We start from the raw sequence: 14,101 nt of genomic DNA on the forward strand, positions 1-14,101 counted from the left end.
GTAGTCAAAGTGGCCTCCTGGCTCAATTACGTTTACAGACGTACATAGAGCAAGGGCTGTGCCAGAGTTTGTGTCACGCGGGGAAGGGGGCAGGCACGGCGGGGCGCGGGGCCCCGCCGGATAAGGGATTAACCGTAAAGCAGTTCGTAGATATAAAAATATTCCGCGTCGGACATTCTAATGGCGTAGGCCTCTTCAATCGGCAGAAACGCGGTTTTGATGACACTAAGCGCGCGGACATCGAGATCGGGCCGGTTTTCCAGCGCCATCTGTAACGGTTTTCGATTAATCACGATACGCTCGACCATGCAGCAGCAGTGGATCAGGAAGCGCAGTGTCACCTGGCGGCTCGGTTTGAGCGAAAGGGCGGTGGTGAGATGGTCAAATACGCTCTCCATCTCCTTCAGTATGCGCTGAGGATTGAGCACCGAGATGTGGTTGATGATGCTTTCCATCGTTAGCGCGCTGATAAAACGCATCGCGCTGCGCTCCATTTCCAGCCGACGTTCGGCGCTGGAGAGATCCGGCGTCAGCAGGCTCAGCACCAGCTCCGGCCCCTGCTCGGAGAACAGCTCTTCCAGCGAGATAAAAGGAATATCCGGCAGCCCAGGCTGGAAGGTGCCGACGATGCCCGCCAGCCGTTCACCGGGCTTCAGCGCCTGCTGCACGCGTTCCAGGCTGCGCACCTCGTTGTAATCGAGGATCGCCAGCCGGGTATCCTGCGACATCAGCTCGCCGAAACTTTCCTCCAGCACCTTTTTGATTTTCTCTGCCGTGCCCATGCCGGTAATGCAGGAGATGGCCAGCACCTTGCCGCCGTGCTCCTGCTGCGGCGTGCAGAACTGGCTGGCAATGCCTTTATCCTGCATCAGCTGGGCCAGCTGCGGCAGATCGCTGGTTTCATAGCTGAGATCCAGCCCCACTTCCAGCAGGCTGGTCAGGGTGATATTTGGCATCAGCAGCACGTCGATCTGGAACAGTTTGCTGATGGTGCTGCCAAAATGGACCAGCGAACCGATATCCACCATCAGGATCAGCCGCCGGTACTGGCGGGCCTGAATCATCTGCGTCAGCGTTTCCAGCGTATCGTGCACCGACTGTTCAAACGGCATATCAATGGCGCTGAACAGCTCGCGTTCCAGCACCCGGTTCACGTACTGCGCCATGCTGGTGGCGGTAGTCGCGCCGTGGGCAATCAGGATCACCCCGCAGTCGGGGCTGGCGTCGATCCGCTGGCGGTAATGGCGGCACTCCTTAAGGAACAGGCACAGCCAGACGACTTCCGTCGCCGGGCACTGAATATGCAGCAGCTCGTTGATTTTACGGCACAGCAGGGTGGCATTCTCGTACTCATCCTTACAGCGGTCGAGGATCAGATTCGATGAATAAAGCTGTGGGATCAGTCCACGCTGTACGTAACCAATCAGCGCGAGGAAGTGTTTGCGCAGCGGGTTCAGCAGGTTTTCCGGCAGGGCAAAGCCCAGCACCTGCTCCACGCAGCCGATCAGCAGCGTGACCCGCTCTTCGATCCGATCGCCGTAGCGCGGCGGATGCGCGGTACTGTCGCGGCTGTAGAGTCCGTATTCAAAAATCGAGCTGAGCTTATTTTTCAGGATCGCCAGCGTTTCCGCGGGCGGCACGTTGCTGTTGCGCAGGTTGACGTATTCGCGGGTCAGGAAGCTGTAGAACAGATCGCTCTCTTCCGCCTCCATCCCGCTGGCCAGCGAGGTTTTTAACGCGGGCAGAGTGCGCGCATCCACGCTCAGCCGCTCCTTACCGGCAAACAGACCATCCACCAGCTGGCGCTGTTCTGGCGTGGCGTTAAACGGGTTCTCTACCAGTTGCTTATCCAGCTGGAGCGTATCGTTATGTTCCGTCATTCCCGCCGCCCAGGCCTGCGCGCACAGGAACTGAATATCGCTTTTCAGCTGGCCGATATTGCCCTCCAGCGGCTTATTCAGCAGCCAGAGCAGCAGCGTTTTATCAATGCTGACGGTGCGCTCGATCTTGCGGCTTTCACGCTGTAAGAAGCCAACGATCAGTTCGATCTGTTCCTCAACCGTTCTCTGACGGATGCCCGGCAGATCGATGCAGACCTGAATTCGCCGCTGGAAGGTGCGCAGCAGGGCGGAGCTGACCGGTTCGGTCGTGGCACAAATCAGCCGGATGGCAATCGGGCGCGGCGTGCTGCTGGTTCCCAGCGGGCGATACTCGCCCTTATCAAGGATAGAGAACAGTTTTTCCTGGCCTTCATACGGCAGGCGATGCACTTCATCCAGCAGTAGATAGCCGCCGTCCGCCTGCTCCACCAGCCCGATTTTATTTTCGCTGGCACCGGTAAACGCGCCCTGGCGATGTCCGAACAGATGGGAAGAGAGTAGCTCCGGGTTGTGGGCGTATTCCGCGCAGTTAAAGTAGACCAGCGGCGGGGGAGTTCCGGCCGTGTGCTTGCAGGCAAAGCGATGCATCAGCTCGGCGAAAAAGGTTTTTCCCACACCGGAAGGGCCGGTCAGCAACACGTGCAGCCCGTGTGGGTAGAGCACGGCGGCACGGCCTTTTTCCACCGCATCGCGCAGGCTGCGATCGAAGCCAGTCAGCGCGGTGAAGGGATCGTCGGTAGCGTGATTTTCCCGGCGCGGCAGCAGGTCGGCGATCGATCGCACTTCGCGCTCGGACTCATCCAGCGAACGGCCCAGCAGCGCTTCCGCCGCCCGGCGGTGCAGAAAGAACACCGGACGGCCACGGCTTTTGATCGCCAGGCCATCATTCCACAGCTGATTAAGGTCCTTGCTCACCGAGTTGCGCGCCAGCCCGAGGTTAAATCCCATCGCTTCGGCGGTGCAGGCTTTTTCCTCCGCCAGATCGGTCAGGCTGAGTCCCTGCGTTAACCGTTCCAGCTCCCCAAGTATGATTTCAATCCGTTTCATCTCTTTACCGCTTAAAAATAAATGACGATTGAGAACATACACTAATCGGCGGGTGGAGAAAGAGACGAGGGTTACAGATGCGGGGTGGGATGGGATTGCTGCGAGTCTTGCTGCCGGGTTGCGTTGAGATTGGCGAGTGGGGCACGTCCTCTGCGGCGGTCGGGCGGTCCTCACGTCGCTGCGCGATGCCTTCGGTTACGGCTGCGGGTCTTGCGGATCGGCGCAGAGCGGGCGTCCTGCCCGCGCTGCACCTGAGCCCAGCATCCCTGCTGGTCTCTCCGGCCCCGCTGCCTGCACCTCAGCGCTGCGGATTGCCCGGCCGCCGCAGAGGACGTGCCCCTTTTGGCTAATTGCTCGCTGTTTTAGAACTTGAGAGTTTGAGTTCAGGCTTACCGGGCGGTAAGCCTGTCTTTCACTCTTTGGCTCAGAACGTGTAGTTCAGCGATACCCAGTAGTTGCGGCCAGGCGTTACGTAGCCGGTGGTGGAGGCCAGCGTCTGGAAGTAATCGCCCGCGTAGGTGCTGCTGCGGCCAGCCTGATACAGACTGACTTTCGAGAAGTCCTTATCCAGCACGTTGTTGATCGAGCCGTTCACCGTCAGCGCCGGGGTGATTTTATAGGCTGCGCCCATGTTCACCACCGTCCAGGCCTTCAGATAGGCACCGCGGTCGTCGTAGACCGTTTTCTCAATCGCGCTCAGGTTGCCGTAGCCGGTGGTGTAACGCGGGGTTTTGCCGTGATATTCCGCCGCGATCCATGAGGTCAGATCGTCGCTCATCTGCCACGACATTTTCGCGTTAGCCATATGGCGTGCGGTATTGGTCAGTGGTGCGCCCGGATTATCGCCACCGCGCTGTTTGCTGTCGGTGTAGGTGTAATTCAGATTCAGCGTCAGTTCCGGGATAACCACCGGGAAGGAGGAGGCGAACTCAATCCCCTGGTTAATCGCCTTACCGACGTTACGATACGAGTTTGTCGAATCGTCGATGGTTTCACTGGAAATCGCGTTACGGAAGTTGCTGATAAAGCCGGTGACGTTGGCTTTTACATTGTCGGCATTTTCATAGTAAATCCCGGTTTCGTAGTTAACGCTGGATTCCGGCTTCAGGTTCGGATTACCGAGGGTGCTAATCAGACCATTGCCCGCCACGCCGCTAACGCCGTTATGTAGCTGGGCGAGGGAAGGGGCTTTATAACCGGTGCTGACACCGCCCTTCACCGTCCAGTCGTCCAGCGCGTTCCACACCAGGTAGGCGCGCGGGCTGACGTGGCCGCCGAAGCTGTCGTGTTTCTCGTAGCGCGCGCCCCAGGTCAGGGAAAGCGGATCGATAATCTGCCAGTCGTCTTCGGTAAACAGGGACCAGGTTTTCTGTTTGAAGGTCTCGCCGCTGTTCGCCAGCACGATGCCGTCCTTCAGGCGGGAATCCCAGTATTCACCGCCCACGGTCAGCAGGTGGTCGTCACCAATCGGCGCAACGAGACTGGTATTGAAAATGGCATTGGTGTTCTTCAGTTCGCGATCCTGTCCACTCAGGCCACTGTTCTCCGCAGAAAGCGTACGCGGGGTCAGTACGCGGCCTTTGTTTTCCGTAACCGCATAGGAAAGGCTGGAGCTCCAGCGGCCCAGAGACAGGTCGGTGTCGTGGCCGATAACCACTTTATTGCGCTGATAGTGCAGTTTGTCGCGATAGCCGCCGCCGCTGGTGCCGATCGGGCCAAGCTGACTGTGGCTGTTGTCATACTCCTGCTCGGCGGTTTCACCATCGATCCACAGAGTATTTTTATCGCTGGTTTTGTAGTTCAGCCGCCCGCCTACGGTGTAGTTATTGCTTTTGGTAGGGTAAGGAACGCGTGTGTCGCTGCCGCTATCGCTGAGGCTGGTAACGCTGGAACCCTGGCGGTGTTCGAAGTTGCCGCGCAGGGTCAGATCCAGCGTATTGGGGATCAGCGCGCCGCTGGTGTACAGGCCCACGGTCGAGCTGTCGCCCCATTTGCTGTGTTCCTGTACCGAATGAGAGAGGTTCAGCCCGCCGTGCCATTCGTCGGTGTTTTTCTTAGTAATAATGTTGATCACGCCACCCATGGCATCAGAGCCGTAGAGCGTTGACATCGGGCCACGGATTACTTCGATATGATCGATAGCGGAAAGCGGCGGCATCATAGCGGTATTCAGGGTACCGAAACCGTTGGGGGTGGTATCGGAGCTGGCATTCTGTCGGATACCGTCGATGAGGATCAGCGTATAGCTGCTGGGCATGCCGCGTATAGAGATATCCAGCCCGCCGGTTTTCCCGGTTCCGCCGCGTACGTCTACACCTTCCATACCGCTAAGTGCTTCACCCAAATCACTGTAGTTTTTTTTGGTCAGTTCATCCTGGCTGACAACGGAAATTGAGGCAGGAGCATTGGTGAGTTTTTGTTCATAGCCGCTGGCGGTGACAACCAGAGTGCCTTCCTGGGCAAAAACGGGTACTGATGCCGCAAAAAGGATTGCAGCCGTGATTTTATTGATTTTCATTTCAGAACCATTAGGAAATTTTGCAAGACGCGGCGTTACATTAATAAACACTTTCTAAACGGATTCTTAACGGTGACGAGAATGATAATGATTGGCGTTACTGTTTTGAGCGATAAATTGGCTGTGCGTTGAGATTGGCGATCGGGGCACGTCCTCTGCGGCGGTCGGGCGGTCCTCGCGTCGCTTTGCGATGCCTTCGGTTTCGGCTATGGGCCTTGCGGATCGGCGCAGAGCGGGCGTCCTGCCCGCGCTGCGCCTGAGCCCAGCATCCCTGCTGGTTTCTCCGGCCCCACAGCCTACACCACAGCGCTGCGGATTGCCCGGCCGCAGCAGAGGATGTACCCCGTTTGGTTTAGTGTTCGCTGTTTGAAGAACGCTAATTAGCACCGAATGTGGGAATCTCGCCAGTATTGTGAAAGAAGGAAGAGCTGATGGGTTTTTCAGGCAACGTGAAAGTCAGAAAGCAGGCTGGTTGTGCCCCCGAGCGGGCAATCCACAGCGCTGAACGCAGAGAGGAAGCCAGGATTCGCCCACAGGGAAGTGGGCGAAAGGCACAGCCGCGCAGGACGCGCGTCTGTGCCGATCCGTCCGACTGACGAGCGAAGTGAAGGAACCGCGCAGCGGCGCGAGGACCGCCCGATCGGGGGCACAACCAGCCAGCGCCATCCCAGACCTTGCAAACGACACAGCGAAAATGCGCATCCCTACCGGTCCGGCAGATTATCACCGTAGTCTTGCCACTACAGGGTTCAATCCCGGCGTGAAAACGACCAGAAACCTGTACATATGATCTATTTTTTGTAAAAGTTTGTCGCATCCCCCGATCCTCTGAGAAATTTCTGGATATTGCACTAGGCTTTGCAAATAAAGCCATGTGAATGTCAGGGGTAGCCTGCAACGATGAACAATCATGAAGACGAACTGAAAAGGCTACGTGAAGCCCTGCAGAACCGCCTGGATCAGCTACTGCCCGCCGGAGAACAGCAGGATCTGGTGTTTACCGCCATGCGTGAAGGCACGCTGTCAGCGGGCAAACGTGTTCGCCCCCTGCTGCTGATTCTGGCCGCCCGCGATCTGGGCTGTGCGGTGGAGCAACCCGGCCTGCTCGATCTCGCCTGCGCGGTTGAAATGGTGCATGCCGCGTCGCTGATGCTGGATGATATCCCCTGTATGGACAATGCGTTACTGCGCCGCGGCCGTCCGACTATCCACTCTCAGTACGGTGAAAACGTCGCTATCCTCGCCGCCGTTGCGCTGTTGAGTCGTGCTTTTGGTGTGGTGGTGGAGGCGCAGTCGTTGCCCCCCCTCTGCAAAACCCAGGCCGTTGCAGAGCTGTCGCTGGCGGTGGGATCGCAGGGGCTGGTGCAGGGCCAGTATCTCGATCTCAGCGAAGGCAGCCGGGCGAGAAGCAGCGAGGCGATCCTGCTGGCCAACGAACTCAAAACCAGCCGTTTATTTGATGCATCATTGCAGATGGCGGCCATCGTTGCCGGATCTTCACTCCAAACCCGTCAGCGCCTGCGCTGTTTCGCTCAGGATCTGGGGCAGGCATTCCAGCTGATGGACGATCTCTCCGACGGGCTGAGCAACACCGGCAAAGACGCGAATAAGGACAGTGGCAAATCGACGCTGGTGGCCTTGTTGGGGGCTGAAGCCGTCCATCAGAAGCTGCGTGAGCATCTGCGCAGTGCGGATGAACATATCGCCAGCGCCTGCCATCGTGGCCTCTCTACCCGGCATTTTATGCATGCCTGGTTTGACAAGCAGATGGCGCAGTTTGGCAAAAGCAGCACGCAGCCGGGGTGCTAATGAGCGATCTTATCCAGCGAAAAAGCGATCACCTCGATATCATTCTTGATCCATCGCGCAGAGTGAAAACCCGTACAACCGGTTTTGAACGATGGCGCTTTGAGCACTGTGCGCTGCCGGAGCTGAGCCTCGATCGCATCGATCTTCACACCGCGCTTTTCGGCAAAACGCTCAAAGCGCCGCTGCTGATCAGCTCGATGACCGGTGGGACCCGGCGCGCCAAAAGTATTAATCGTCATCTGGCGGAGGCCGCTCAGGCGCTCGGGCTGGCGATGGGCGTCGGCTCCCAGCGCGTGGCACTGGAAAGCGAACAGGACTGGGGGCTGACGCGCGAACTGCGCCAGATCGCGCCAGATATTCCGCTGCTGGCTAATCTTGGCGCGGCGCAAATCGCCGGGAAAAGCGGCACGGAATATGCCCGGCGGGCGGTCGGAATGATTGAGGCCGATGCGTTGATTATCCATCTTAATCCGCTGCAGGAAGCCCTGCAGCACGGGGGTGACCGCGACTGGCGCGGGGTGCTGGCCGCCATCGCCCATACGGTTGAAGCATTGCCGGTGCCGGTGATTGTCAAAGAAGTTGGCGCGGGGCTGTCCGTACCGGTGGCGCGTCAGCTGGTTGACGTGGGTGTGGCGATGCTGGATATCGCTGGCGCGGGCGGCACCAGCTGGGCGGCGGTGGAAGGAGAGCGGGCCGCATCGCCGCAGGCCCGGGCGGTGGCGATGGCTTTCTCCGACTGGGGTATCCCTACCGCGCAGGCGCTGACAGAGCTGCATCAGGCGCTGCCGCACGTGCCGCTGATTGCTTCCGGCGGTATTGCCGATGGCATAGATGCGGCGAAAGCGCTGCGCCTGGGAGCCGATTTAGTCGGCCAGGCCGCAGGTGTACTGAGCTGCGCAACGGTCTCCGGCGAGGCGGTAGTAGACCATTTTCAGGTGATGATTGAACAACTGCGCATAGCCTGCTTCTGCTCCGGCAGCGGCAGCCTTCGCGATCTCCGCCAGGCTAAACTGGTCCCCGCTGAATGAGTGCACCTCGCTGGGATCTGATACTGGTGGGTGCCGGGCTGGCGAATGGTCTGATTGCCTGGCGGCTGCGTCAATTGCAGCCAGGGCTGCGCGTGCTGATGATTGAAGCGGATGCAGCGCCGGGCGGTAATCATACCTGGTCCTTCCACCAGCGCGATCTGCTGCCGGAACAGCATCGCTGGCTGGCGCCGCTGGTGGCGCATCGCTGGGCGGGATACGACGTGTGCTTCCCGGCGCTGAACCGCACGCTGGCGGGCGAGTATATCAGCGTGACCTCAGAACGCTTTGCCATCGCGATCCGTCAGGCGCTGGGCGATCGTCTGTGGACCGGCGCTCGAGCCGTGAGTCTGACGCCGGAAACGGTGACGCTGGATAATGGACAAACGCTGAGCGCGGCGGCAGTGATTGACGGGCGCGGCTATCGGCCCGGTCCCCATCTTATCGTCGGCTGCCAGGCCTTTTTAGGCCAGCAGTGGAGCCTGAGCCAGCCGCACGGTCTGACCCGGCCGATACTGATGGATGCCACCGTTGACCAGTCGGCGGGCTACCGTTTTGTTTACACCCTGCCGCTTTCCGAACATCGGCTGCTGATTGAAGATACGCACTACATCGATCGCGCTACGCTGAACGGCGATCTCGCGCGGCAACAGATCCGCCAGTACGCGGCACGTCAGGGCTGGATGCTGGAAGAATTGGAGCGGGAAGAGCAGGGCAATCTGCCAATCGCGCTGGCAGGGGATGCGCGTGCATTCTGGCAGGCGCAGGCAGGGCAGCCGGGCAGCGGGCTGCGCGTCGGGCTGTTTCATGCCACCACCGGTTATTCACTGCCGCAGGCGGTGGCGCTGGCGGATTTAATCGCCGCAGCCCCCGATCTGAACGCCGCTGCGTTGTTCAGGCTGATTCAGGATTACGCCCTGGCACAGTGGCGGCGTCAGCGCTTCTTTCGCCTGCTTAACCGCATGCTGTTTCTCGCCGGGCCGCCGCAGGCACGCTGGCAGGTGATGCAGCGATTTTATCAACTGAACCACGGACTGATTGCCCGCTTCTACGCGGGTCAGCTAACGCTGCAAGACAGGGTGCGGATTCTGGCAGGTAAGCCACCGGTTCCGGTTGGCGAAGCCCTGCGCGCCGCACTGAACTACTCCCCCCGGCTGCGAGTTTTTCACGATGAATAAAACAGTCGTTATCGGTTCTGGCTTCGGCGGCCTTGCCCTGGCGATCCGCCTGCAGGCCGCAGGTATCCCCACGCTGCTGCTGGAGCAGCGAGATAAACCGGGCGGCCGCGCCTATGTTTATCAGGACGACGGATTTACCTTTGACGCCGGACCGACGGTGATTACTGACCCGACGGCGATCGAAGAGCTGTTCAGCCTGGCCGGTAAGCGCATTGAGGATTACGTCGAACTGCTGCCGGTCACGCCGTTTTACCGGCTTTGCTGGGAAGATGGTGAAGTCTTCGATTACGACAACGATCAGGCAAGGCTGGAAGCACAGATCCACCGCCTCAACCCGCGCGATGTGGAAGGCTACCGCCAGTTTCTGGCCTACTCGAAAGCGGTGTTTAAAGAAGGGTATCTGAAGCTGGGCAGCGTACCGTTTTTATCCTTCCGCGATATGCTGCGCGCCGGGCCGCAGCTGGCACGGCTTCAGGCGTGGCGCAGCGTCTACGGCAGGGTGTCGGCGTTTATTGAAAACGAACAGCTGCGGCAGGCATTCTCCTTCCACTCGCTGCTGGTCGGCGGCAATCCCTTCGCCACCTCGTCCATTTACACGCTGATCCACGCGCTGGAGCGGGAATGGGGCGTGTGGTTTGCGCGCGGCGGCACCGGGGCGCTGGTGCAGGGGCTGGTGAAGCTGTTTGAGGATCTCGGCGGCACGCTGGAGCTGAACGCCGAAGTGACCAGGCTGGAGGCGGAAGGCGAGCGCATCTGCGCGGTACAACTGAAGGACGGCAGGCGTATTGCTGCCGCTTCGGTTGCTTCAAATGCCGATGTGGTACAGACCTATGCAAAACTTCTGGGGCACCACCCCATCGGCGCGGCACGCGGCGCATCGCTGAAGCGTAAGCGCTTGAGCAACTCGCTGTTTGTACTCTATTTCGGGCTGAATAAGCATCACAGCCAGCTGGCGCACCACACCGTCTGTTTTGGCCCGCGCTATAAGGCACTGATCGATGAGATCTTTCACTCCCCCACGCTGTCGGAAGACTTTTCCCTTTATCTGCACGCGCCCTGCGTGACCGATCCGTCCCTGGCCCCGCCGGGCTGCGGCAGCTATTACGTGTTAGCGCCGGTGCCTCATCTCGGCACGGCGGATCTCGACTGGACGGTGGAAGGCCCGCGCCTGCGCGACCGCATTTTCGCCTATCTGGAGCAGCACTATATGCCCGGCCTGCGCGAGCAGCTGGTGACGCACCGCATGTTTACCCCGTTTGATTTCCGCGATCGGCTGGGTGCCTGGCAGGGATCGGCATTTTCCATCGAACCGATCCTGCGGCAGAGCGCCTGGTTCCGGCCGCATAACCGCGACAGCCGGATAAGCAACCTCTATCTGGTTGGTGCGGGCACACATCCGGGGGCGGGCATACCCGGGGTCATCGGTTCGGCAAAAGCCACCGCGCGCCTGATGCTGGAGGATCTCCAATGACGAACGGCACGCTGATGGATCACGCCACCGAAACGATGGCGGCAGGATCAAAGAGTTTTGCCACTGCATCGAAGCTGTTCGATGCGCCGACCCGCCGCAGCGCGCTGATGCTCTACGCCTGGTGCCGCCACTGTGATGATGTGATTGACGGCCAGGTGCTGGGCTTCCATCAGTCAGCACCGGACAGCGACAGTGCGGCGCAGCGGCTGTACTGCCTGAAAATGCAGACGCAGCGTGCCTTTGACGGCATAAAAATGGACGACCCGGCCTTCGCGGCGTTGCAGGAGGTGGCGCTAAGCCACGGCATTCCCCCACGTCTGGCTTTTGAACATCTTGAAGGCTTCGCGATGGACGTGCGGGAAACGCACTACGTTACGTTTGAGGATACGCTGCGCTACTGCTATCACGTGGCGGGCGTGGTGGGCCTGATGATGGCGCGGGTGATGGGCGTGCGCGACGAGTCGGTGCTGGATCGCGCCTGCGATCTGGGGCTGGCGTTTCAGTTGACCAACATCGCCCGCGATATCGTGGAAGATGCGCAGGTGGGGCGCTGCTATCTGCCCGCGCAGTGGCTGGCTGAGGAAGGGATAATCGCCGCTCAGATCGCCGATCCGGTTAATCGTGAAAAACTGGCGCGCCTGGCGCAGCGGCTGGTGGCGGCAGCGGAACCTTACTACGCCTCTGCCCGCGCCGGTCTGCCCGGCCTGCCTTTACGCAGCGCGTGGGCGATTGCCTCTGCGCACGGCGTTTATCGCGAAATTGGCGTGAAGGTCAGTGCGGCAGGCCCCCGCGCCTGGGATGTTCGTCAGGGGACCAGTCGGCCGGAGAAGCTCGGGCTGCTGATTAAGGGTGCTGCACAGGCGCTCAGTTCTCGCCTCGCGAAGCCGACGCATCGTGCGCGCGATCTGTGGCAGCGTCCCCGCTAGCCGCTTTTTCGTTTCCGGTTGTGGCGTGTGCCTGCTGATTGCGGCGGCGAAGCGTCGCCTGTAGCTTTGCCACCGGCGGCGCATAGAGAAAACCGAACGACACGCAGTGCTCTTTACCCCGCACCGCATGATGCAGCCGATGGGCCAGATACAGGCGTTTTAAGTATCCCTTACGCGGAATATAGCGAAACGGCCAGCGCTGGTGGACCAGGCCATCGTGAACGATAAAGTAGAGCAGGCCGTACAGCGTCATTCCCGCACCAATCCACTGTAGTGGCCAGACTCCCGACGCGCCGGTGGCGATCAGCGCGATGGCCAGCGCGGCAAAGACCACGGCATACAGGTCATTCACTTCGAATTTGCCGCTGTGCGGTTCATGGTGTGAGAGGTGCCAGCCCCATCCCCAGCCGTGCATGATGTATTTGTGCGTCAGCGCGGCGATAATTTCCATTGCGGCGACGGTCGCCAGGACAATCAGGGTGTTCCACAGCACGAGCATTTGTATTCCTTGTTGTCCAGGGGCTGAGAGGGTATGTGCTCCGGGTTATTGATAAGTATAGCAATGGGGTGGGGGGCTGCCGGATTAGCTGCTGAGTACGCGGTGTTATTTGCTGTGGGATTAGTGATTTGGGTCTTGCGGCTGGTTTGCGTTGAGATTGGCGATCGGGGCACGTCCTCTGCGGCGGCCGGGCGGTCCTCACGTCGCTGTGCGATGCCTTCGGTTACGGCTGCGGGTCTTGTGCTGCTGGGTTGCGTTGGGATTAGGGATCGGGGCACGTCCTCTGCGGCGGCCGGGCGGTCCTCGCGCCGCTGCGCGGTCCCTTCGGTTCCGGCTTCGGGTCTTGCGGATCGGCGCAGAGCGGGCGTCCTGCCCGCGCTGCACCTGAGCCCAGCATCCCTGCTGGTCTCTCCGGCCCCGCAGCCTGCACCTCAGCGCTGCGGATTGCCCGGCCGCCGCAGAGGGCGTGCCCCGTTTAGTTAAGTATTCGCTGTTTGAAGAACACTAATTAGCGCGAATATGGGAATCTCGCCAGCATTGTGAAAGAAGGAAGAGCTGATGAGTTTTTCAGGCAACACAGAAGTCAGAAAGCAGGCTGGTTGTGCCCCCGAGCGGGCAATCCACAGCGCTGAACGCAGAGAGGAAGCCAGGATTCGCCCACAGGGAAGTGGGCGAAAGGCACAGCCGCGCAGGACGCGCGTCTGTACCGGTCCGACAGGCTGACGAGCGAAGTGAAGGAACCGCGCAGCGGCGCGAGGACGCCCGACCGGGGGCACAACCAGCCAGCGCCAACTCAGACTTTGCAAACAAGCGACTGTACCGGTCCATTCGGCTGACAAACAAAGTGAAGGAACCGCACAGCGGTGCGAGGACGCCCGATCGGGGGCACAACCAGCCAGCGTTACCACCGATTCACATCGAATCTCACCGACCGTTAAACCGCTGGAGCATCCACCTCATTTAATCCCCCGTTAATACGAAAAGCCACCCGCTGCGGATGATTCACCGAAACCAGATACTCAATTGGCCGACGCTGCCTGTCGTAAATCACCCCGCGATACACCAGTGCGGGGCTCTCCGGCTTCGCCTGCAACAGCTGATGTTCCTCTTCATTCATCGCCGCAGCGCGAAGCGTTCCTTCATCGTACACATCCTGAATCTGGTAGCGTTCGGCCAGCAGGCGATACAGCGATCCGGCCTCTTCCAGCATTTCGGCACTGAGATCCACGACCCGCGCACGGGGTAAATAGCTGGTTTCCAGACAGAAAGGCTGCCCGTCGGCCAGACGCAGGCGTTTGATCATCACCACTTCGTCGCCCTCTGCGATGTGCAGCAGGCGCGCAATACGGGCGCTGGCGGTGGATATATGGAAATAGATCAGCTGGCTGCTGGGAACGGCACCGTTAAGCTCCAGGATCTTACCGATCCCCAATGCGGGCTGTAGCGGTCGTTCAATGGGGGTATCCAGCAGCCAGGTGCCCTGATTGCCCCGTCGCTCCAGCACACCTTCCTCAACCAGCTCTGCCAGCAGTTTGCGCACGGTCATCCGGCTGAGGGACAGTAGCTCACACAGCTCGCGTTCGGCGGGGATCTGATCGCCGCTGTTGAAATCGGGGGAATGGAGGATCTCCAGCAGCCGTTTACGTGCCTCAAGATAGCTTTTTCTGGGCTTCCTGGTCTGCTTTTCAGATGTACTCATGGTCTGTTTAGCTCTGATGTTGAAAATGAAACAGGTTGAATATCAAGAT

9 protein-coding genes are annotated in these 14,101 nt (G+C 59.8%); 5 read left to right on the forward strand and 4 right to left on the reverse strand.

Annotated elements, in window-relative coordinates; all coding sequences use genetic code 11:
- Positions 1-128: 128 nt before the first annotated feature.
- Together dagR and JOE09_RS17175 are read right to left on the reverse strand one after the other, a co-directional pair.
- Positions 129-2,927, reverse strand: coding sequence for a transcriptional regulator DagR (gene dagR / locus JOE09_RS17170; protein ID WP_205066598.1), 2,799 nt, complete (start codon positions 2,925-2,927; stop codon positions 129-131).
- A gap of 424 nt (positions 2,928-3,351) precedes the next feature.
- Positions 3,352-5,445 carry a TonB-dependent receptor gene (locus JOE09_RS17175; RefSeq protein ID WP_105593117.1) on the reverse strand — a complete coding sequence of 698 codons (2,094 nt, stop codon included), beginning with the start codon at positions 5,443-5,445 and terminating at the stop codon, positions 3,352-3,354.
- 900 nt (positions 5,446-6,345) lie between these two features.
- Between JOE09_RS17175 and JOE09_RS17180 the strand changes: the two genes are divergently transcribed.
- The 5 genes from JOE09_RS17180 to crtB are packed head-to-tail and all read left to right on the forward strand — an operon-like array spanning position 6,346 to position 11,854.
- Positions 6,346-7,254 (forward strand): polyprenyl synthetase family protein, encoded by a 909-nt coding sequence (locus JOE09_RS17180; protein ID WP_205066599.1) that lies wholly within the window; start codon positions 6,346-6,348, stop codon positions 7,252-7,254.
- The gene (gene fni / locus JOE09_RS17185; RefSeq protein ID WP_205066600.1) at positions 7,254-8,282 is read left to right on the forward strand and encodes a type 2 isopentenyl-diphosphate Delta-isomerase; all 1,029 of its coding nucleotides are present in this window, start codon (positions 7,254-7,256) and stop codon (positions 8,280-8,282) included. The genes JOE09_RS17180 and fni overlap by 1 nt, the downstream gene beginning before the upstream one ends.
- A complete protein-coding gene (crtY, locus tag JOE09_RS17190; protein WP_205066601.1) occupies positions 8,279-9,457 on the forward strand; it encodes a lycopene beta-cyclase CrtY in 1,179 nt (392 codons plus the stop codon). The genes fni and crtY overlap by 4 nt, the downstream gene beginning before the upstream one ends.
- Positions 9,450-10,928 carry a phytoene desaturase gene (locus JOE09_RS17195; protein ID WP_205066602.1) on the forward strand — a complete coding sequence of 493 codons (1,479 nt, stop codon included), beginning with the start codon at positions 9,450-9,452 and terminating at the stop codon, positions 10,926-10,928. Before crtY ends, JOE09_RS17195 begins: the two co-directional genes overlap by 8 nt.
- A complete protein-coding gene (gene crtB / locus JOE09_RS17200) occupies positions 10,925-11,854 on the forward strand; it encodes a 15-cis-phytoene synthase CrtB (protein WP_205066603.1) in 930 nt (309 codons plus the stop codon). Before JOE09_RS17195 ends, crtB begins: the two co-directional genes overlap by 4 nt.
- Here the strand turns inward: crtB and JOE09_RS17205 are convergent.
- Together JOE09_RS17205 and JOE09_RS17210 are read right to left on the reverse strand one after the other, a co-directional pair.
- Entirely contained in the window at positions 11,793-12,353 is a 561-nt protein-coding gene (locus JOE09_RS17205) for a sterol desaturase family protein (protein ID WP_205066604.1), read from the reverse strand. The two genes, crtB and JOE09_RS17205, sit on opposite strands and share 62 nt — an antisense overlap.
- A 934-nt stretch (positions 12,354-13,287) precedes the next feature.
- Entirely contained in the window at positions 13,288-14,052 is a 765-nt protein-coding gene (locus JOE09_RS17210; protein ID WP_200562404.1) for a GntR family transcriptional regulator, read from the reverse strand.
- Positions 14,053-14,101: the final 49 nt, after the last annotated feature.

The organism is Pantoea coffeiphila (genome assembly GCF_016909495.1).
In the GTDB taxonomy this organism is placed as follows: domain Bacteria; phylum Pseudomonadota; class Gammaproteobacteria; order Enterobacterales; family Enterobacteriaceae; genus Erwinia; species Erwinia coffeiphila.

What these genes read in the sequence shown, in the direction of transcription:
- dagR (WP_205066598.1), bottom strand. Translation starts at nt 2,927, where the DNA reads ATGAAACGGATTGAAATCATACTTGGGGAGCTGGAACGGTTAACGCAG.
- JOE09_RS17175 (WP_105593117.1), bottom strand. Translation starts at nt 5,445, where the DNA reads ATGAAAATCAATAAAATCACGGCTGCAATCCTTTTTGCGGCATCAGTA.
- JOE09_RS17180 (WP_205066599.1), top strand. Translation starts at nt 6,346, where the DNA reads ATGAACAATCATGAAGACGAACTGAAAAGGCTACGTGAAGCCCTGCAG.
- fni (WP_205066600.1), top strand. Translation starts at nt 7,254, where the DNA reads ATGAGCGATCTTATCCAGCGAAAAAGCGATCACCTCGATATCATTCTT.
- crtY (WP_205066601.1), top strand. Translation starts at nt 8,279, where the DNA reads ATGAGTGCACCTCGCTGGGATCTGATACTGGTGGGTGCCGGGCTGGCG.
- JOE09_RS17195 (WP_205066602.1), top strand. Translation starts at nt 9,450, where the DNA reads ATGAATAAAACAGTCGTTATCGGTTCTGGCTTCGGCGGCCTTGCCCTG.
- crtB (WP_205066603.1), top strand. Translation starts at nt 10,925, where the DNA reads ATGACGAACGGCACGCTGATGGATCACGCCACCGAAACGATGGCGGCA.
- JOE09_RS17205 (WP_205066604.1), bottom strand. Translation starts at nt 12,353, where the DNA reads ATGCTCGTGCTGTGGAACACCCTGATTGTCCTGGCGACCGTCGCCGCA.
- JOE09_RS17210 (WP_200562404.1), bottom strand. Translation starts at nt 14,052, where the DNA reads ATGAGTACATCTGAAAAGCAGACCAGGAAGCCCAGAAAAAGCTATCTT.